This is a genomic window from Micromonospora sp. BQ32, from assembly GCF_059358895.1.
This window is the reverse complement of sequence record NZ_JCADBI010000004.1, coordinates 294,232-314,033: the sequence shown is the minus strand read 5'-3', so window position 1 is coordinate 314,033 and position 19,802 is coordinate 294,232. Positions and strand designations below refer to the sequence as shown.

14 protein-coding genes are annotated in these 19,802 nt (G+C 68.0%); 10 read left to right on the top strand and 4 right to left on the bottom strand.

Annotated features, from left to right (window positions below):
- Positions 1 to 133: 133 nt before the first annotated feature.
- Complete coding sequence (locus AC5L30_RS10960; protein ID WP_494866906.1) at positions 134 to 3,661, bottom strand: hypothetical protein; 3,528 nt, start codon at positions 3,659 to 3,661, stop codon at positions 134 to 136.
- A gap of 883 nt (positions 3,662 to 4,544) precedes the next feature.
- Between AC5L30_RS10960 and AC5L30_RS10955 the strand changes: the two genes are divergently transcribed.
- Together AC5L30_RS10955 and AC5L30_RS10950 are read left to right on the top strand one after the other, a co-directional pair.
- The gene (locus AC5L30_RS10955; RefSeq protein WP_494866904.1) at positions 4,545 to 4,682 is read left to right on the top strand and encodes a hypothetical protein; all 138 of its coding nucleotides are present in this window, start codon (positions 4,545 to 4,547) and stop codon (positions 4,680 to 4,682) included.
- 226 nt (positions 4,683 to 4,908) lie between these two features.
- Positions 4,909 to 5,187 carry a hypothetical protein gene (locus AC5L30_RS10950; protein ID WP_494866902.1) on the top strand — a complete coding sequence of 93 codons (279 nt, stop codon included), beginning with the start codon at positions 4,909 to 4,911 and terminating at the stop codon, positions 5,185 to 5,187.
- Between the two features lie 55 nt (positions 5,188 to 5,242).
- On the opposite strand, the gene AC5L30_RS10945 is transcribed toward AC5L30_RS10950, so the two are convergent.
- Positions 5,243 to 5,626, bottom strand: a complete 384-nt coding sequence (locus tag AC5L30_RS10945) for a VOC family protein (protein WP_494866901.1) — start codon at positions 5,624 to 5,626, stop codon at positions 5,243 to 5,245.
- Positions 5,627 to 6,656: 1,030 nt separating this feature from the next.
- On the opposite strand from AC5L30_RS10945, the gene AC5L30_RS10940 reads away from it, so the two are divergent.
- From AC5L30_RS10940 to AC5L30_RS10910, 7 genes are read left to right on the top strand one after another with little or no spacing between them, the layout of a single operon-like run.
- Complete coding sequence (locus tag AC5L30_RS10940) at positions 6,657 to 7,832, top strand: aminotransferase class I/II-fold pyridoxal phosphate-dependent enzyme (RefSeq protein WP_494866899.1); 1,176 nt, start codon at positions 6,657 to 6,659, stop codon at positions 7,830 to 7,832.
- The gene (locus AC5L30_RS10935) at positions 7,829 to 8,815 is read left to right on the top strand and encodes a UbiA prenyltransferase family protein (RefSeq protein ID WP_494866897.1); all 987 of its coding nucleotides are present in this window, start codon (positions 7,829 to 7,831) and stop codon (positions 8,813 to 8,815) included. The genes AC5L30_RS10940 and AC5L30_RS10935 overlap by 4 nt, the downstream gene beginning before the upstream one ends.
- A 1-nt stretch (position 8,816) precedes the next feature.
- A complete protein-coding gene (locus tag AC5L30_RS10930) occupies positions 8,817 to 9,866 on the top strand; it encodes a thiamine-phosphate kinase (protein ID WP_494866895.1) in 1,050 nt (349 codons plus the stop codon).
- Positions 9,866 to 10,861 (top strand): NAD-dependent epimerase/dehydratase family protein, encoded by a 996-nt coding sequence (locus tag AC5L30_RS10925; protein WP_494866893.1) that lies wholly within the window; start codon positions 9,866 to 9,868, stop codon positions 10,859 to 10,861. The genes AC5L30_RS10930 and AC5L30_RS10925 overlap by 1 nt, the downstream gene beginning before the upstream one ends.
- On the top strand, positions 10,848 to 11,768 hold the full coding sequence (locus tag AC5L30_RS10920) for a diacylglycerol/lipid kinase family protein (RefSeq protein ID WP_494866892.1): 921 nt from the start codon (positions 10,848 to 10,850) through the stop codon (positions 11,766 to 11,768). The genes AC5L30_RS10925 and AC5L30_RS10920 overlap by 14 nt, the downstream gene beginning before the upstream one ends.
- A gap of 20 nt (positions 11,769 to 11,788) precedes the next feature.
- Positions 11,789 to 13,105 (top strand): glycosyltransferase, encoded by a 1,317-nt coding sequence (locus AC5L30_RS10915; protein WP_494866890.1) that lies wholly within the window; start codon positions 11,789 to 11,791, stop codon positions 13,103 to 13,105.
- A complete protein-coding gene (locus AC5L30_RS10910) occupies positions 13,102 to 14,292 on the top strand; it encodes an acyltransferase family protein (RefSeq protein WP_494866889.1) in 1,191 nt (396 codons plus the stop codon). Before AC5L30_RS10915 ends, AC5L30_RS10910 begins: the two co-directional genes overlap by 4 nt.
- A 68-nt stretch (positions 14,293 to 14,360) precedes the next feature.
- Here AC5L30_RS10910 and AC5L30_RS10905 read toward each other — a convergent pair whose 3' ends face one another.
- Both AC5L30_RS10905 and AC5L30_RS10900 read right to left on the bottom strand, forming a co-directional pair.
- On the bottom strand, positions 14,361 to 15,866 hold the full coding sequence (locus AC5L30_RS10905) for a cytochrome P450 (protein ID WP_494866887.1): 1,506 nt from the start codon (positions 15,864 to 15,866) through the stop codon (positions 14,361 to 14,363).
- 200 nt (positions 15,867 to 16,066) lie between these two features.
- Positions 16,067 to 17,722, bottom strand: a complete 1,656-nt coding sequence (locus AC5L30_RS10900) for a glycoside hydrolase family 43 protein (protein ID WP_494866886.1) — start codon at positions 17,720 to 17,722, stop codon at positions 16,067 to 16,069.
- Positions 17,723 to 18,590: 868 nt separating this feature from the next.
- Here AC5L30_RS10900 and AC5L30_RS10895 point away from each other — a divergent pair.
- Positions 18,591 to 19,778: a S1 family peptidase gene (locus AC5L30_RS10895; protein ID WP_494866885.1), complete on the top strand. Its 1,188-nt coding sequence runs from the start codon at positions 18,591 to 18,593 to the stop codon at positions 19,776 to 19,778.
- Positions 19,779 to 19,802: the final 24 nt, after the last annotated feature.

Sequence of the window (19,802 nt, the reverse complement as noted above, 5' to 3'; positions counted from 1 at the left end):
CCCTGCCCCACCCTCGGTGTCGGAATGCTCCGCTAGGCCATCGCCCCCGACGTCGCAGCCCTCCTCGGGTCACTCACCCCGACCGGTCGGCCATCTGAAGCGGGCATTCCAGTGGTCCTCGACCGCCTCAGCACTACCCGCGTGAATTATCGGAGGCTTGCGCCCAGGCCATCACTGAACGGTCGTTGCCTCCGGTGACGATGCGGTGCCGTCCATCTAGGCCGGGTAGCACCGCCACCGCCCGCACCGCCCCGACGTGGCCGGTGAGTTCGTCGACTTGGGCACCGCTGTCCGCGTCCCACATCCGAACGGACCCGTCGTAGCTAGCGGAGACGATGCGGTGGCGGCCGTCCGGGCCAGGTAGCACCGCCAGCGCCGATACCAGGTCGGTGTGGCCGGTCAGCTTCACCACCTGCGTGTCGCGGTCCGGGTTCCACACCCGTACCCGCAACGATCCGTCGTCGCTGCCCGAGACGATGCGGTGCCGGCCACCCGGGTCGGGCAGCACGACCACCGCCCGCACCGCTCTCGGGTGGCCGGGCAGCTTCGCGACTTGGATGCCAGCGTCTGGGTCCCACACCCGCACCGACTTGTCGTCGCTACCCGTGACAATGCGACGCTGGCCATCCGGGTCGGATAGCACCGCCACCGCGCGTACCCCTCTGTGGTGGCCGGTAAGCATTGCGGTTTGCCGGCCAGTGTCAGGGTCCCATACCCGGACGGACCCGTCATGGCCGGCAGAGACAATTCGGTGTCGGCCGTTCGGGTATGGGAGCACCGTCACCGCCCATACCGCTCCGCTGTGTCCGGTCAGTTCGCCAGCCTGCGTGCCGGTGTCCGGGTTCCACACTCGCACGGCTCCGTCGTTGCCGGCTGAAACGATGAGATGGCGGCCGTCCGGGTCAGGCAGCACTGTCAGCGCCCACACCGCTCCGATATGCGCGGCCAGGTCAACAGCCTGCGTGCCGGTGTCCGGATCCCACACTCGCACCGACCCGTCGTTGCAACCGGAGACAATGCGGTGCCGGCCACGTTGACCGGGCAGCACCGCCACTGCCCGCAAAGCGCCTGTGTGGCCGGTCAGCGCGACAGCCCGCCTGCTGCTGTCCGGGTCCCACACTCGCACTGACCCGTCGTTGCAGCCGGAGACAATGCGGCGGCGGCTGTCTTGAGTGGGTAGCACCGCCACTGCCCTCACGGCTCCCGTGTGGCCACTCAGCTCGACGACCTGTGCGCCGCTGGCCGCGTCCCACGCTCGTACCGACCTGTCGCCGCCGGAGACGATGCGTTGCCGTCCGTCCGCGTCGGGCCACACCGCTAAGGCCCACGCCGCCCCGGCATGGCCGGTCAGCTTTGTGACCTGGGTTCCGCTGTCGGGGTCCCACACTCGCAGTGACCGATCGTCGCTGCCCGAGATGATGCGGTGCCGGCCATCCTGGGTGGGCAGCACCGTCACCGCCCGCACCCCCCTGGTATGGCCGGTAAGTTTTGTCACCTGGGCGCCGCTGTCCGGGTCCCACACCCGTACCGGCCCCCTGTTGTAACCGGCGACGATGCGGTGCTGCCCATCCCGAGTTGGCAGCACGGCCACCGCCCACACCTCCCCGACGCGCCGGGTCAGCTCGATTACCTGGGTAGCCGTATCCGGGTCCCACACCCGCACCGACCTGTCGCCGCCGGAAACAATGTGATGCCGGCCATCTGGGCGGGGCAGCACCGTCACCGCCCGCACCCCGCTGGTGTGGCCGGTAAGCATTGCGACCTGGCTGCCGCTGTCCGGATCCCACACCCGCACCGACCCGTCATCGCCGCCGGAAACAATGTGATGCCGGCCATCTGGGCGGGGCAGCACCGTCACCGCCCGCACCCCGCTGGTGTGGCCGGTAAGCATTGCGACCTGGCTGCCGCTGTCCGGATCCCACACCCGCACCGACCCGTCATCGCCGCCGGAGACGATGCGGTGGCCACCATCCGCACTGGGCAGTACCGCGACGGCCGAGACCTCCCTGGTGTGGCCAATGAAGGTCCGGTGGGTGATGCCGGACCAGAAGGCGGCTTGGGCGGTCCAAGGCCATGCGGGCTCCTGAGCCGCTAGGGCGTCGGCGAGAGCGACAGCCCGGGTCTTACGTGCCGAAACGTGGAGCCACCAAGACCGGTCAGTCTCGGGCCGGGCGGCCCATTCGTTAGCGGCCGCCTCTAGTGCCGCCGCGACCGCCAACCCTTCGCGTGTTACCAGGGCATGCCGGTGGCGCAGAATCTGTCCGGCTGGGCAGGTCAACAGAAAGTCCGGGTCGCTCATGAGCGGGTCGAGGGTGGCGCCGGCGGCGGCGTGGGCGGGGAGTTGCAATCGCGTGTAGTCGTCGATGCGGGTCCAGTCGCGCCGGCCGCTGGCCTCCGGTTGGGGGGTCAGCCAGCGGGTGATCGCCTGGTGGGCAGCCGTCCAGACGGTGTAGAGCTGATCGCTGAGGCCGGCTTCGACGGGGTCTTCGTCTTCGGGGTCGATGTGTGGGTGGGCGGTGAACAGGTCGCGCAGGCTTTGGTGCCGGACCCGGTAGGTACGCTGCCGGTCCACGCCGGTAATGACGTCGAGAAACGCGCGGGCGGGCCCGTCGAGCCAGGGTGCGAGCTGCTGGGCGCCAGTTGACCGACCGATGCCGAGGATGTCGGCAAGGTCGCCGCTGGTGGCTGGGCGTTGCAGCGCGGCCAGCACACCCAGGGCTGGTAGATGCAGGTGCGCCCAATCTGGGTGAATCGCCCACCGTCGGATCTGTAGTTCGTAGTAGCCGCGCAGACGGTCGGGCAGGCACGCGACGTCGTCCGGGGGACGCAGTCCTGCGCGGATCTCATCGAGCACATACCGCAGGTAGATCCAGACTCCGCGGCAGCGATCCATCAGTGTCTTGTTGAACGCCTCTGCTGGCACACCGTGGCCGGCTAGGACATCGACCAGGACTAGGTCGGGGGTGGGTCCCGTAGTAGCCGCGTTCAGGTAGGCGGCCATGTCGGCGAGATTGTCCTCACCTTCCACGGTGATCTGGGACCAGCCAACCCTCTGGGGATCGCGTAGCGCGGCCAGCGGTAGCCCGTATCGGCTGGTTGCCACGATGTACACCCCGACCGGCAACGCGTCCGGGGTAGGCAAGCCGAGCGGGATGCCGGTACCCATATCGGGTGCATCAGGCTCGGCCTCGTCTAAACCGTCAACGACCAGCACCAACGGCTGTCGCTGCGGATCGCGCCGGTCGCGCTCGGCCGCCGCCGCACGAATGACCTTGGCTAGCCAGTCCGGCCGGTCCGCGGCAGCCGGAAACATGTCGCCCGGTGCAAAGCGACCGCCCAGATCCCACCCGCCGATCAGCTGCGCAGCCAGACTCTTGCGGGCCTCTATCGGACTGCGCGCACCACCGTCGAGGCGGGTGAAGTGGTACGCACACGGACGAGTCCACGCCAGATGCGCGGCCAGGGCGCTCTTACCGACTCCGGCCTCACCGCGGATGACCACGTAGCCGCGGCCCTGGGCGACAATCCGCTCATCGATGCGGGCGATCAGATCGTTGCGGCCCTGAAACCGAGCCAGATCCAGCTGCTCAGCCAGCGGTGCCGGGTCGAAAATCGCGTCGTTGAGCCGGTCGAACCGACCCGCCGCCACCTGCACATACACGGGGCCCGTGATCACCGTGCCATTGATGTCCCGTCCGGCAGCTACCGCCTTGGGGGCCAATTGCCAGGAATGGCCCACCGCTATCGGCCAAGATCCGAGGTGGTGCCGCTGTCGCGGCCACCAGTGGTGTCGATGTCCGCAGTCTTGGTTATGTTCCCACCGGCGGCCACAGCGCCGCGCCCGATCCGCCACCAGGCCCCCGCCCGCGAGGCGGGGCGTGAGACTGGATCGTGTCGAGTACGTATCCGCCCAGCGATGTTTCGGCCCGCGTACACACCGCCGTCCTGCACCTCCACCGAGCCTTCACCATCCGCGGAGCCATGCGCCATCCGGGCCGCCAGCACCGTCCCAACCAGGGTCACCGTGCCTGCAGCAACCCACCACGGCCAACCACCGTGCAACTCATTGATCACCGCACTGTTCGCCGCGCCCAGCGCTACCGCGGTACCCGCACCCCAAGCAACCTGTCGGCTCGACAACCCCCACGCCCCTTGATCACATTCGGCATCGATGGAAATGCTGCGAGTGCAAGAGTAGTTGTAGAGCACAACAGCCATCCACAGGCGACGGACACGCACACACCCACGCCGGGTCAGCCGCCAGACGGTACGTCAAATCGAAGCGCGTACAAGCGTTCCCGGACATCAGACTGACTCGAATCTGTTGAGGCTGCGCCGCGATCGAAGTAGTGCGTGGCTCGCGGGCCTCACCGCGTGCTGCGCATCCCTTGGGACGCGCCCCGCCGCTACCGGCCACCTAGTCGTTGTAGGTAAGACGGCACAGTTCAACTGCGACCACCGGCCGTAGCCGGAGTGGCGTTCCACCGACCCGGCCCCGAAATCCGGCGACCACGGCGCGAACTCATCGCCGGTATCCTGCGTCGATGACGGGCAATCCGCTGCGCGAGTTCGACGACGGTGCCAGGTTTTGGAAAACTCGGTGTGGCTGGCCGGTGGACCTGCACGACGCTTTCCACCGTGAGCGATGGGCGATCACCGACGGCACGTTCACCGACGAGTGATGGACCACCACCCTGTCGTGGCCACACGGTCGGAAAGCCACCGGCAGCGCAACCTCCCTAGCCCTCATTCAACACTTTCGGCAGCGCCGCGACGAACTACGCGACATCTCGGCCACCCTTTGTCGTCCCGCGGCTCGATGAAGATGTCACCACCGTCCTGTGGACTGATGTTCGCGCGTTACCGGACCTTGCAGCGAAAGTCGAGCCGACCCGAAACGGGTCAGCGGTGTTTCCGTCGAAGCTTGCCCACTTCCTCAGCCCGTGCATATTCCCGGTCCTTGACCAGACCGCTCTAGCCAGGAGCAAGCACAACTACAGCAGCTACTTCCGCCTCGTCCAGCAGACGTGGGCCGACACCAACCCGGAAGATCAAATGCTGCTGAAGCAACGGTTGACCGAAATCATCATCTCGGCAGCGTGGTGGCAGCCCTTCGAACGGTTCCCGATTGTGAACAAAATCGTCGACCTACGCCTGGCCGGTCGACATCACTCCACCCACCGCTGAGCCCAGCGGACCATCGAGACCCACTGGAGAGTTGCTGCCGCCGCCGTCCGCGCGTCTATTCCCACGCCTGAGAGAGAGACTCAAAGGTCTCCGGATCGAGGTGACACGGAATGACGCAGAGGAGGTGGCCGCCCGGAGCCCGTAAGGTGATGCACTCCAGCCAGCGGCCGACCTCGACGGCGCCGAGGGCGATCAGCCGGCGGGCTTCCGCCTCAACGTCGTCGGTCTCGATGTCGACGTGGTATCGAGCTTGGTCATCCACGGCTTGTACCGCCAGAACCAGCCCGGGTAGCGCGCCGCGCAGGGAGGTGAACTGCTGTTCATCGGGAACTGCACGTGCAGGCACGCCGAGGGCTTTCGACCAGAAGGCGGCAGCCGCAGGCGCCTCACCACGTGGTACGTCAATCAGGATCGTCGAAAGTCTGCTGCGATGCGCCACGATCGACCATTATCCACATCCACTCGGAAGTTCGCCGGCCACTCCGGTCACACACTAAATGGGACAAAGGCGAGCGCTCACGGCCATCCCGGCCAGATCACCCAGCAAGCGAGCCACCTCGATCCCCCGGTGTGAGACAACTTTCACTGGCGACTATTCGTTGATCTTGCCTCTCGGGCTGAGATGGCCCTTGGTCTCGCCCTCTCGCTTGCCACCTGGCGCGAGCCACCTGGAAGGCGGCGCGGGCGCGGCGGTCGGGGGGATCCGATGCCCAAAGTGGACTGGACTCGCGCTGCGGATCCGGCGTAGCATCCTGCTCCAGAGAGATCGTCAAGCGATCGCCGCTGGTGAATGCAGACAGCGGAACGGGGGGACTAATGATCCATGCGCTGCCACCGCAATGCCATTTTTCCTGCACTGCTATAGCGCCGCATCGCTGGACTTCTGCCTTGGATCCCGAGGAATGCTGCGGAACAAGCTGCGGAACAGGACGACAAGGCTAGCGCCGATCTGCACGAGCCTATTTTCCTGATGTTGGCCAGTGTTTGGCAACCATGGACCGGATTGCAGACCGCGGTCGCCCGGATCGCACCCGAACTCCAGAATGGTCAGACGACGATGCCAGCAGAACGCCGGCATCGCACCCGGCGGCGTCTCCAAGGCCGGGAGCCGCGTCGGTGCCGCCGCTCGTCGGACGGTACGGCCGGGCCAGGCGCATCAAATAGCACCTCCGGCCGTCTTCCACGACCAAGCCGCCACCACTCTGCCCGGGACGAGGAACGCCCTCGCGCTGCGGCTCACCGTCGAGCCGCGGCGTCCTGTGCTGGCTCAGCCTACGAGCTGGCGGCACCAGCGATGGGAGAGACGACCGCCCACCTCCCACCGCACGACGGCTACGTGCTGGCCGATCTCGATCGCCGGCGCGCCACTGTCTAGAGCGATTTTGCCGACTACTGGAGCAGCAGGTCCGCTAAACGGCCCGATGCACACGGGGCACCAGATGAGAGGGGTTTCGCGAACCGTGGTGACAGTGGATATCTTCGGTCGCTGCCAGTCATACACCGAGAGCCAGGAAGCTCGCGCAGCCGGGCTTTACCCGTACTTCATTCCCTTCGAGGGGCAGGACGCGACCGTCGCGCAGACAATCGACGGCGACATCCTCATGTGCGGCTCGAACAACTACCTCGGGCTGACCTCTGACCCGCGCGTGAAAGCGGCGGCGCAGGCGGCGATCGAAGAGTACGGCACGTCGCGCACGGGCTCGCGGCTGCTCAACGGCAATACGCCACTGCACGATGAACTGGAGCAGGATCTGGCCGACTTCCTCGGCATGCCGGCGGCACTGGTGTTTCCGACCGGCTACCAGGCAAACGTCGGGGTGATCGCATCGCTGCTGTCGCGTCACGACGTGGTCATCCTCGACCGCGAAGCGCACGCCTCGGTCTACGACGGCTGCGGCATGAGCCGGGCCAAGACCCGACGGTTCGCCCACAACGACATGGACGACCTGGAGCGACAGTTGGCAGCCAGCCCCTCGGACGCCGGCCGGTTGGTCGTCGTGGACGGGGTGTACTCGATGGCCGGCGACCTGTGCCCGCTGACCGAGGTGGTACGGCTGTGCCGCCAGTACGGCGCCCGCCTGCTCGTCGATGACGCACACGGCATCGGCGTGCTGGCCGATGGCCGGGGCACCAGCGCGCACTTCGGCGTCACCGATGAGGTCGACCTCGTCACGGTCACCTTCAGCAAGTCGCTGGCGTCGATCGGCGGTGCTGTGCTCGGCCCGAAGAACGTCATCGAGTACCTGCGCCACCACGCACGCAGCCTCATCTTCAGCGCATCCGCCCCACCGGCCAGCCTAGCCGCCGCGTACGCCGCGTTGCGCATCCTGCGGGCGGAGCCGTGGCTGTGCCGGCAGGCGGTAGAGAACGCGTCGTACGTGCGTCGCGAGCTTACGGCCCTGGGCTACGACCCGATCCTGAGCGAAACGCCGATCGTGTCGGTACGGCTCGACGGCGTGCAGCAGACCCTGCTCGCGTGGCGCAACCTGCTGGACCGCGGCGTGTATGTCAACGCGGTCATCCCCCCGGCGGCTTCGCCCCGGTTGCGGGCGAGCTTCTCCACCACGCACACACCGGAGCAGCTCAAGCGCGTCGTCGCCGCGTTCGCCGAGGTCGGCGACCTGATGTCCCTGGAGGACCAATGACCGTCAACCAGCTCGAACCCGCAGTCAGGACCCGGGATCTGGTCGTTGCCTGGGCGCGGATGTGGCGCTTCCACTTCGTGCCCTTCTCACTGTCGGCAGGTCTGGTCGGCATGACAGCGCCGCAGGCCGGGGCCAGCGCCGCGAGTATCGTGATCGGGCTGCTGTTCTGCACGCTGGGATACGGCGTCGGCGTGGTCATCAACGACTGGTTCGACCGCGAGGCCGACGCGGTCAATGCTCCGGACCGCCCGTTCGTCACGGGGCTGATTAACCCCCACATCGGCTTGGCGTTGACGCTCACGCTGTCCGCAGCCCTGATGGTGGTGGCCGTCGTGGTCGCACCGACGCTGGCGCTCTGGAGTGTCATCGCGATCGGTGGGCACCTGGTCTACTCCTGGACCAAACGCATCCCCATGCTGGGCAATCTCGTCAATGGCGTCGACATGGCGCTGTTCACGGTGCTCGGCGCCGTGGCCGTCCGACCCGACGCAGGGTGGCTCGACATCCCGGCGGTGACCTGGTTCCAGACCGCGCTCGTCGCGGTCGTGTTCAGCGGGTTCTGCCTCGTCGGGTACTTCAAGGACATCGAGGGCGACCGGGTCGCGGGCTATCGCACGCTGCCGGTGGCCATCGGCACCAGGGCCTCCAGCCGGATTGCCGTCATATTCCCGGTTGTGGCGGTGATAGCGGCGGGCATATTCGCCGTGGCGGACGCCGATCGCGCGGGTGCCTACGCCGAGATCGCCTTCTGGGTGCTGCTCGTCGCGTCTGCGCTCGGGTTCACGCAGAGCCTCGTGACACTCAACCGGGCGCCAGAGACCCGGGCGTACGAGGCGCTGGTCTGGTTCATCCGGGCGACCACACTGTTCTTCCTGTCGCTCGGCGCGCTGCACCAACCGACGCTCTTCCTCGTCGCCACCGTTCCGATGATGGCCTTCCTGGAGCTGACGCTGCGTGCGACCCAGTCCTCCCGGCAGGCGTGACATGACCTCTACCGCCGGGGACCGGCTGTTCCTGAACGGGGCCGAGGGCAGCCTGATCAACGCGATGCGCGAGTGCATGACCCGGTCGCCTCGGCAACTCAACAACGCCTTCGAGGCCGATGCCGAACTACTCGATCTGGGTACCGCCGGGCTCCTGGCGGTCACGGTCGACACGTTGAACGACGGCGCCGAACTGGCTACCGCCGCCACGCCGTACGCGAAGGGATGGTTGACCACCACCGTCAGCGTCAGCGACCTCGCCGCGGTGGCCGCCGACCCGGTCGCCGTGCTGGTCTCCTGCTCGCTGCGCCCAGACAGTTGGACCCTCGAGGATGCCCGCGAGTTCGGGCGCGGCGCATCCGAGGCCGCCGAGCGGTACGGCTGCCACATCGTGGGCGGCGACACCAACTGGGCCAACGAGGAAAGCTTCACCTCGTGCGCCCTGGGAACCGTCCCACGCGGATCCGTCCTGAGCCGGATGGGTGCTCGACCCGGCGACGCGCTGTATGTGACCGGCCCGATCGGAGCCGGCAACGCGGTCGGATTCCGTGCCTTGGCACTGGACGGTACGGGGGCAGGTCAGCCGTGGCTGCCTGAGGCACGGGTGGCCGCGCGCGAGCCACTGCGCCGCTACGCCCGGGCGTGCATCGATACCAGCGACGGTCTGTTGAGCGCGGCGGTCAGCCTCGCCGACCTCAACGGCCTGGGTGCCGAGGTGGTGCTGCGCGACGAGGTGTACGCGCCGATCGTCTCCGCCGTCGCCGACTCGGCGCGCCTGCCTCGGTGGTGTTCGGCTGCCGCCGAGTGGGGCGAATTCGAGCTGCTGTACGCGGTCGATCCAGCCGACGCGGAGGCGTGCTCCCGGGCGCTGTCGCAACGCGGGCTGTATCCCCTCCGCGTTGGACACCTCGTCGCCGGTCCGGAACTGCTGCTCTTCGATGAGTCAGGCAGGCGCCAGGAACTGCGGAACCTGCTGATGCACATGCGGACACTCGACCCGGCCGGGTCGTTGCTCGCCGACCTGCGTGCCCTGCTGTCGGGGGGTTCGTGATGGGGTCTGGTCTCGCGCTGGTGACCGGTGTCACCGGCTGCGTCGGCCGCGCGGTCGCCGCCGCCCTGCGGGAAGAGGGCTGGTCGGTACGCGGGCTGGTGCGGGCACCTGCGCCGGACCACGCGACGTACACGGCGCACCGCGGTGACCTGACCGACCCGGAGTCGCTGCGCGGCTCCTGCGCGGACGTCGAACTCGTGGTGCACGCGGCCGCCGATCTGACCGACTGGCGACCTGGCCCTCGCATCTGGCAGGTGAACCGGGACGGCACCCGGGCGGTGCTGGACGAGGCGCGGCGCTGCGGCGTCTCCCGATTCGTCTATCTGAGCACCGTCGACGTCTTCGGTTTCAACGCCGCAAAAATCATCGACGAGGCGTCGACGCGGCGCGTGCCGCGATACCCCTACCCACTGTCGAAAGCTGCCGGCGAGGACCTGGCGTGGTCGTACCACGGCAACGGTCTTGAGGTAACTGTGGTGTACCCCGCCTGGGTCTTCGGCCCCGGCGACCGCAACTTCCTGCCCGAGCTCGTGCGCGGGCTGCGCGCCAACAAGCTCGTCCAGTTCGACCGCGGCGTACCCCCGATCGAGTTGACGTACAGCGCGAACCTGGCCGACGCGATCGTGCTCGCCGGCACCACTCCCCGCTGCGCCGGTGGCCGGTTCATCGTCGGTGACTCGTACGGCCTGACCCTGGGGCAGCTGTTCGCCTCGGTGGCCGAACGGATCGGGGCAAGGCCGCCGACCTCCTCGATCCCCTTCAGCGCGGCCCTGGCCGCGGGAGCCCTGTCCGAACTCGCCGGGATGGCCGGCATCGGCATCCGATCCGGCCGACCGCTACTCACCCGCTACGCGGTTCGGTCCGTCGCCGGGGGAATGCGGTACGACGTCGGCCGGATCCGGTCGGTCGGCTATTCACCCCGGTACGGCTTCGCGGAGGCGCTGAGCCACGCCATGGCGGACCTGGAGATGGAGCAGGCGCATGGCAGCCGATGAGATCGACCCGGTCGTCTGCATCATCAACCCCACGTCCGGGGTCCAGCGCAGGGGCACGATCGTGCAGCGGATCGCCGCGGAACTACCCGGGGCGGAGTGCTGGTCCACCCGCTATCCCGGGCACGGCATCGCCCTCGGGCGGCAGGCAGTCGAGGACGGGTACGGCACCGTGGTGGCGATCGGCGGCGACGGCACGCTGTCCGAGGTTGCCAACGGGGTGCTGGAGGGCGGCGGGGAGAAGGTACGGCTGGCGTACGTGCCGGCCGGTACCTGCAACGACTTCGCTCGCGGCCGGCAGCCGGTCACCGACCTCGGTGGCCTGCTCGACCGCACCCGCGACCGGGAGACCGACGTCGGTACGGTGACCTTCACCCGACCCGACGGCACGCGAGGCCACCGGTACTTTCTCGCCAGTTGCACGGTCGGGCTGATCAGCGTGATCGGACAGCGGTTCACCGAGAAAACACCGGTCAACCGGGTGCTCAAGCGGCTCAACCTCCAACTCGCCGAGACGGCGTCGAGCATCCGGACGCTGGCCCGCTGGCGGCCCGTCGCGGTGCGGTTGGAACTCGACGGCGAACCGTTCAACCAGAGCATCACCAATCTCGCCGTGCTCAAGGTGCCGTACTTCGCCGGTGGGCTGACCTTCGGCCGTACCCAGCCCCCGCCGGCGGGATACCTGGACGCGGTGCGGGTGGCGGGTGTCGGCCGCATCGGCGTGGCCGGGTTGATGTGGCAGGTGTTCCGCGGTGCCGCTGCGGGGCATCCGGCGATCCACCGGCAGGAGGTCCGCACCGTGAGCGTCGACGCGGACAGCCCGCTGCCGGTAGAGGTCGACGGCGAGATCGTCGGATACACCCCGGCCGAGTTTTCGATACATCCGTCGTGCCTGACGACGGTGGTATGAACCCAGCAAGGGAGCGACACGTGCCTGCCCCGACCATGCTCCACATCGGACTCGTGGTTCCCGACTACACCGGCCAGCTCAGTCCGATGGCCACGCTCGGCAGAGAACTACTTCGGCGGGGCCACCGGGTCACCCTGGTTTCCCTGCCGGACGCCGGAACGAAGTCGTTCACGGCCGGGTTCGACTTCGCACCGATCGGCGAGCGCGAGTTTCCGGTTGGCTCACTGGCGCGCTTCTCCGAGGAGCAGGGCCGGCTGACCGGCCTGGCCGCGATACGTTTCATCGTCCGCGGGTACGTGCGCGAGGTCGAGGTTCTCCTGCGGGATCTGCCGGTCCTGGTGAAGAGGCACGGCATGGACGCGCTGCTGGTGGACCAGGTCTACGGCGCTGGCAACTCCGTCGCGGAACACCTCGACATTCCGGTCGTGAACGTGTGCAACGCGTTGGCGCTGAACACCGAGCCCGGTGTGCCGCCGTTCATGACGGCGTGGCCGTACCATCCTTCGCTGCTCGCGCGGGTGCGCAACATCCTGGGTGACCAGGTGATCGCCTGGGTCATCCGGCCGGTGCTGCAACGGATCAACGAAAGTCGCGCCGCGTGGGGCCTGCCGCCCGTCAACGGTGTGAACGACGGCTCGGATCTTGCCCAGATCACTCAGCAGCCGCCGTTCTTCGACTTCCCACGCACCCGACTGCCGGACTCGTTCCACTACACCGGGCCGTTCCACGACGAGGACAGCACCGAGCCGGTCTCATTCCCGTGGGAGCAGCTCGACGACCGTCCGTTGATCTACGCGTCGATGGGTACCCTCCAGAACCGCCTGCCGCACATATTCCAGGCGATCGCCACGGCTTGCGCCGGACTCGACGCACAACTGGTCATCTCCCTCGGCAGCACGGACGTCGAGCCGCCGACAAACCTTGCCGGAAACCCGATCGTGGTCCGGTACGCGCCACAGCTCGACCTGCTGGCACGGGCGTCTCTCGTCATCACGCACGCCGGAATCAACACCGCACTGGAAGCGCTCGCCCATGGCGTGCCGATGGTCGCGCTGCCCGTGGGAAACGACCAGCCGGGCGTGGCCGCCCGGCTCAAGTACCTCGGCGCGGGCGAGTTCATCCCGGTGCACAAGGTGACTCCGGCGCGGCTGCGGGCGGCCATCGACAAGGTGACCGGCGACCCTGCCTACCGCGCGAAGGCGCAGCACTACAAACGCCAGATCGCGGAGTTGGACGGCGTACGGCGCGCGGCCGACATCGCGGAGGAGGCGTTCCGGACGCGCCGGCCGGTACGCAGACAGGAAGTGTCCGAAACGACGGAGGGTGGCCGCCGATGACACAGCAGGCGGGACGTATGGCCCGGCAGCTGCCGACGCTCAACGGTTTGCGGGGGATCGCCGCGGTCACGGTGTTCTTCTCCCACACGACGCTGTTCGGCTTCTTCGCCGACGAGCGGGTCGACGACTGGTGGTACACGGCTCTCAGCCGTACCGGATCCGCCGCGCTCGGCTTCTTCTTCATCCTCAGCGGTTTCGTCCTGACCTGGTCGGCTCCCGACCACGAGCCGAATCGCCGGTTCTGGCGCCGCCGGGCCGCCCGGATCCTGCCGAACCACCTGGTCGTCTGTGCCGTGTTCATCGTTCTTCTGATCCTGGTACGAGGGGGCGCGCCGCTGTGGCCGACGCTGGCGAACGTCACGTTGGTGCAGAGCTGGATTCCGAACGAGTTCATCTTCAACGGAGTCAATCCGCCGAGCTGGTCGCTGAGCTGTGAGATCTTCTTCTACGCATCGTTCCCATGGTTGCTCGCCGGCATCCGAAAGCTCTCCGCTACCTGGCTCTGGTCGATGGCGGGTGGCATCGTCGCCGCGATGCTTGTCGCACCCGCCTTCTCCACGGCGTTCCTTCCGGCCGAGCCGACGTACACCTACGCGGACGCGGCATTTCCGCAGTTCTGGTTCGTCCAACAGTTTCCGTTGATCCGGATGCTGGACTTCGTCCTCGGGATCGTCATCGCCCAGCTCGTCATGCGAGGGCTGTGGATCAGGCTGAGCCTGCCCGCCGTCGCACTTGTCACGCTGGCCTTCTACGGCATCTCCGAGGTCGTGCCGCTGCTCTACTCGGTGGTCGCGGCCATGGTCATCCCGCTCGCGCTGCTGGTGGCCGCCGCGGCGCGGGCGGACGTCGAGGGGCACCGCTCACCGCTGCGCGGACGGGTCGCCGGCTGGCTGGGCGACACGTCCTTCGCCTTCTACCTCATCCACATCCTGGTGTTGTATGGCGCCGGCAACATGTCTCCGAGCGGCTTCGGTGTCCCCGCTGCGCTGGCCGTGATGGTCGGCGCCTACCTGGTGACGCTCGGCCTCGCATCGTTGCTTCACATCGGCGTGGAACGGCCGATGATGCGCCGGTTCGCCAGATCCCGGAAACCTGCCGCCGAACCTCAGCCCGCCGTAGTGGCTGCCGCTTCGCCTGCCATTGAGCCGACGCCCGTCGCGACGGGTGACGGGACGCGAGTCACGTAGCGACCGCCGGACGCCCGAACCGAACCGGTGCCCTGGCTGATCCTGTCCGGATCAGCCAGGGCATCAGTTCACCGGACGGTCAGCGTGGCCCGGACCGCGCCAGCCGGACGCAGAGTGACCATGGGTACGACCTCCAGCCGCTCGTCGGGCGCCTCGACGCGGTAACGGGCGAGCAACGCGCTCAGCAGTACCGTCATCTCCAACAGCGCGAAGTGTTCCCCGATGCAACTGCGCGGCCCGCCACCGAAGGGAAAGTAGGCGTAGCGCGGCCGATCCTGCTGCCCGAGGAACCGGTCGGGCTCGAAGCGCTCGGGGTCGGGCCAGAATTCCGGATGCCGGTGCGTGACCCAGGGAGCAACTACCACCTTGGTATTGGCCGGAATGCGGTGTCCGGAGACGACGACGTCGGTCTCGGTCATCCGCTCCATGCTGTACACGGGCGGGTACAGCCGCATGCCTTCCATGGCCGCAGCTCGCACCAGTTCCTGGTCGCCCGCGCCGATCCCGGCCGCGACCCGTTCCTGCACCTCGGGATGCCGACCCAGCAGGTGCATGGTGAAGGCCAGCCCGGCCGAGGTCGTCTCATGCCCGGCCAGCAGGAACACCAGGATCTGATCCCGGATCTCCTCCATGGACAGCGTCTGCCCGGTCTCCGGATCCTTGGCCGTGAACAACCGGCCGAGCATGTCCTCGTTCTCCTCGCCGCCGGTTCGCTGTCGGGCGGCAATGATGCGGTCGACGATCTCGTACTGGGCCGCGCGTACCTGTGTGATCCGGCGGGACCGCGGAGTCGGCCAGCTCAGCGGCAGCTTGACAACCTGAAGGGCACGCGCCAGCGCGAGGTCGCCCAGAATGGGCATGAGCTCCTGCAGACGGGGGACGACCTCGTCGATGTCGTCGCCGAACAGCGCCCGGCCGACCACCCGCATCGTGTAGCGCTGCATGACTTGGTACAGGTCCACGACGGATCCCGTGGTGACCGCCATATCGTCGACGACACGGGCCGCCTCCTCGGCCATCAGCTCGGTATAGCGGGCCACCCGGCGCGGCGTGAACAGCGGTTGCAGCGTCCGCCGCTGATGCAGCCAACGGTCGCCGTCGCTGGTCAGCAGGCCCTCACCGATGAACTCCCGAAGGATTTCGTACGCGCTCGCGCGGCGGCTGAAGACCTGGGGCGTGGTGAGGATCTGATGGATGCCGTCGGGGTGGTGCACGTTCACCACGTCGACGCTGACGGCACGTGGCCCCCGAGGCAGCCCGACGTGGTAAGCCACCACGTCGCCGTAGGTGTGGAAGCCGTCCAGGATCGATCCCAGCAGGTCGTCGCGGAGCGCCGGCAACATGCCGAGGAGCGGATGCCCGGCCGGACCCGGTACTGCGGTGGCCTTGGACAACTGTGTCGTCACGGTGATCCCCCGTTCAGTTGATCGACGTACGTCGACTATATGTCCACGCGCCGCACCCCTTCTCAGTCCCTGGCCCCCCGCAGTACCAACGATGGTCATCATCATCGCTCTCGCCAGGGGCCAAGAGTTCAGCACCAGCTCGGTCTCACCGGTCGGCGTGGGCTGCACGACCGCACCGCGTCCGCGACCGGCGGGATCACGATCCGGCCGGCGCCGACCCCGACCGGACCCGCCGGTCAGGCCGCGACTCCGACGTCACCGGCACCCCGCCGATCGACCGAGAAACGGCAGCCGGGCGTGGCACCGCTGGACGGCGCGCACGCCCGGCTACGCGGGCAGACGCGGCTACTGCACGCGCCGGCGGCTGCTCACCAGTGGCGGTACGAGGCCCAGTCGAAGTCCGCGTATCCGCCCTCGGCGCCCAGGTCCTGAACCCACAGGCCCACGAACGCGCCGGTGAAGCCCCAGCCCTCAGGCTCACCATCCACGAGGGTCGCGGCGTACTCGTCGGACAAGATGGTGGCGTCGAGCTCCGCCGGCAGGTCGACCCAGCGCGCCGCGCCGGCCAGTTGATAGGCGAACGTGACACGCGGACCGTCGAAGGTGACCCGCAGCGTGATGTCGTCCGCGCCCGGCAGATCGACGCGGCAGGCGTCGTGCATGACACGCCGACCGTTCTCGGACGACATCACCTCAAGCACCCGCTGGCCGTCGTCGTCGGCGGTCACATAGGCGTAGTGCCAGTTGCGGGTGTTGTAGTAGGCGGTGACGCCGGCAAGCTGGCGGAAGTTGGCCGGCTCGAAGTGCATGTCGGCGGTCAGCTCGCACTGCTTCGAGGTCACGCGACGCGCGACCAGGCTCGGACTCCGCCGGCCGACCGGCGACTGGCCGCCGTGAATCCGCAGGAACGAGGGCCGCGAGGTCAGATCCACCCAGTCCGCACTGGCGGGACGGCGCAGCGTCGACCACTCGGGGCCGAGCACCGACTCGGTGAAGTCGTCCCGCTCCTCCGCCAGATCCTCTGCCGGCTCAGCTCCGCCCGGCACGGGTACGATCACCGCCGGTATCCCGTCCTCGACGCGCGGCCACTCCCCCTCCGGCCATTGCACCGCCTGGATGGCGGTCTCCCGGCCGAGCACGCACCGGCCGAGGGGCGTGTACGGCCGGGCCGTCAGATGCGCCAGGTACCAACGCCCGTCCGGCGTGGACACGAGGCTGCCGTGACCGGCCTTCTGCAGCTCCAGCTCGGGACGGCCGGACGAGGTGAGCATCGGGCCGGCCGGATGGGCCTCGTACGGCCCGAAGAGGCTACGGGAGCGGGCAATTGTCACCTGATGCGTCCAGGAGGTGCCGCCCTCCGCGGTCAGCAGGTAGTACCAGCCGTCCTTTTGGTACACATGCGGAGCCTCGGTGACGCCGGCAGTGGTTCCGTGGAAAATTGTCCGCTCGGTGCCGACGAGGCGACGGGCCTCGCGGTCGTACTGCTGGATCTCAATGCCCGCGAACCGATTACGGCCCGGCCGCCAGTCGGCAGCCATCGACAGCATCCAGGATGTGCCGTCCTCGTCGTGGAACAGCGCCGGGTCGAACCCGCGCCCATGCAGTACCACCGGGTCCGACCAGGGCCCGGCAAGGTCGCGCGCGGTCACCAGATAGTTCTGCGGATCCCAGTACCCGCTGGCGAAGCTTGCCACGTCCGCGTACAGGAGATGGAACTCACCGTCCACATAGGACAGATTGGGCGCCCACACGCCGTTCGAGTCACCTGCTCCGGTGAGGTCGAGGAGCCGCCGCTCGGTGAGGACGCCACCGAGCGGGCGCCAGTGCACCAGGTCGGTCGAGTGGTGCAGCCGGACGCCGGGGTACCACTCGAAGGTCGACGTCGCGATGTAGTAATCGGTGCCGACGCGCAAGATCGACGGGTCGGGGTTGAAGCCGGGAAGAACCGGGTTCCGGATCAGCCGGCCGGGCACTTCGCCGCCGTGGGGCCCGGCCGCTGACGGGCTCTTTGTTGCGGTCGTCATTTCGCTTCTCCGTAACGGTAGCCTCGTCGAAAGTTTCGGCGAAGTTCGATCGCCGGATCGGCCCAGACTAGCCGTTAGAACGCCCTAGTGACAATGTCGACGGCCTGTACAGCTGTGCCTTTTCAGCGCTCCTTGTCTCCGGAAGTTCTCCGATATTTCGCCCTCGCAACCCTCTTCGTGGCCCCGCAATGAGGGCCTGACCTCCGGGTCCGGTACGGCTGCTCCCGAGCGCCCGCGCGTGGTGCACGCGCGCCGGTCTCACGCTCGACGGCAGCGTCGACCGGTTGTTTGCTTTCGGCCGCGGGCCTGCCAGGCAGGAGTACCGCCCACCGATGTCATCGCGCTGACCAGCACCGGCAACGGGATGCACTGGGCTTGCACGTTGGTACGAGTCTGAACAACCAACATGACCGCATGGGATCACTGTGGACACGCCACATCTACTCGTTCGAGCCCCGTCGAAGAGGCCACCGAAAAGAGAGCCCTGGTCAACGCAACGCCGACGGGGTTGATATCCCATTTGTTAAGACAAGCGCCGCCGCCTGAACGGCAACGCGCAGATACAGCCCCTTCCAACACTGATCCGTTCCGACGGCCGGTGCCCCGTTCCGTCCGCCAGTGGCGGTACCCGCGGCCGGGATCATCGCCCAGCACCTCCGGAGCCAGGTGCCGGCCGTGTCCAGCCATGTCCAGTCGCGTCCAACATCCCACTCGCGGCCCCCTCCCGATTGCGAGGATTGCCGCCTGGTCCGGGCCGTCCGGCTCCTGACCTGGCCGACCAGTCCCCTCGTGATGGGAGCGGTGAATGTCAGAACGTGTTGTCAGCCACCCGCGTACGAAAAGACCAAGCCGCAGGTCCCTGCTCGCAATGGCACTCGCCGTCGTGGCGTCGGTGGCCTTCGTCCCGACGGCCGCAGCGGCTGGGCCGGTCGAGCGACCGGCCCAGCCCGGGGGCGCGGCGGATCCGGCCCGCACCGATGGCCGGGCAGCCCTGGCTTCCGCCGGCGGCGTCGCCGACGGGGCCCGGGCGGACCGGGCGGCGGACATGGCCGAGGCGATCGCCGAGCAGCGGGGCATCAGCCGGGATGCCGCCGAGAAGCTGCTCAGTGCCGAGAACGCCAATGTGCGACTCGCCAACCAGTTGACCACCCAGCTGGGTGCCAGCTCGGGCGGCGCGTACCTGTCCGACGGCGACCTCGTCGTCACGGTCACCGACGCCGCGGCTGCCGCGAAGGTGACCGCCGCTGGCGCGAAGGCGCGCCTCGTCGCTCGTGGCGAACGGCAACTCCAGACCATCCAGCGGACGCTGGAGGCCGCGGCGAGTGAACCGAACACGACCTGGGGGGTGGACCCGGAGACCAACCAGGTGGTGGTGAGCCTGCCGGCGTCGGGGGCGAAGAACGCCGCGCAACGCTCGGTGGCGCGCAAGTTCGGCGCGGCGGTCCGGTTCGAGACCAGCGCCGGCCAGATCCAGCCGAACGTCGGGATCTCCAGCGGGGACGCGTTGGGCGGCTGCTCGGTCGGCTTCACCGCCACCGACTTCACCTTCAATTACATCATCACGGCCGGCCACTGCACCCAGGGCTTCCCGCACTGGACACTGCCCAATGGGCAGGACGTCGGGCCGTCTCTGGAGAGCAACTATCCGGAGAACGACTACGGCCTCATCTGGATGAACGGTTCGTCGGTCTGGGCGACCGGCGTCATCAACCTGTGGAACAACACAAGCCGCAGCATCCACGGTTGGGCGACGGCCGTGAGCGGGCTGTCGGTCTGCAACTCGGGCAAGACCACCGGATTCCGGTGCGGCACCGTGCTGAGAACCAACGTGACGGTCAACGGCGCGGGCGGCACCGTACGCCAGATGGTCGAGACCAACATCTGCACCCTCGGCGGCGACAGCGGTGGGCCGCTCTTCGCCACCAACACCGCGTACGGGCTGAACTCGCACGCCAACCGGAACGGCAGCCAATGCAACTCCACGCCGCGAACCTGGCATCAGCCGGTGGGAGAGGCGATCAACACGTACCAGGTCGTCATCTACGGCGCGCCGTGACGAGCGGCGACGAGCGAAGGAGAC

What these genes read in the sequence shown, in the direction of transcription:
- AC5L30_RS10955 (WP_494866904.1), top strand. Translation starts at nt 4,545, where the DNA reads ATGACGGGCAATCCGCTGCGCGAGTTCGACGACGGTGCCAGGTTTTGG.
- AC5L30_RS10935 (WP_494866897.1), top strand. Translation starts at nt 7,829, where the DNA reads ATGACCGTCAACCAGCTCGAACCCGCAGTCAGGACCCGGGATCTGGTC.
- AC5L30_RS10930 (WP_494866895.1), top strand. Translation starts at nt 8,817, where the DNA reads ATGACCTCTACCGCCGGGGACCGGCTGTTCCTGAACGGGGCCGAGGGC.
- AC5L30_RS10925 (WP_494866893.1), top strand. Translation starts at nt 9,866, where the DNA reads ATGGGGTCTGGTCTCGCGCTGGTGACCGGTGTCACCGGCTGCGTCGGC.
- AC5L30_RS10920 (WP_494866892.1), top strand. Translation starts at nt 10,848, where the DNA reads ATGGCAGCCGATGAGATCGACCCGGTCGTCTGCATCATCAACCCCACG.
- AC5L30_RS10910 (WP_494866889.1), top strand. Translation starts at nt 13,102, where the DNA reads ATGACACAGCAGGCGGGACGTATGGCCCGGCAGCTGCCGACGCTCAAC.
- AC5L30_RS10900 (WP_494866886.1), bottom strand. Translation starts at nt 17,722, where the DNA reads ATGACGACCGCAACAAAGAGCCCGTCAGCGGCCGGGCCCCACGGCGGC.
- AC5L30_RS10895 (WP_494866885.1), top strand. Translation starts at nt 18,591, where the DNA reads ATGGCACTCGCCGTCGTGGCGTCGGTGGCCTTCGTCCCGACGGCCGCA.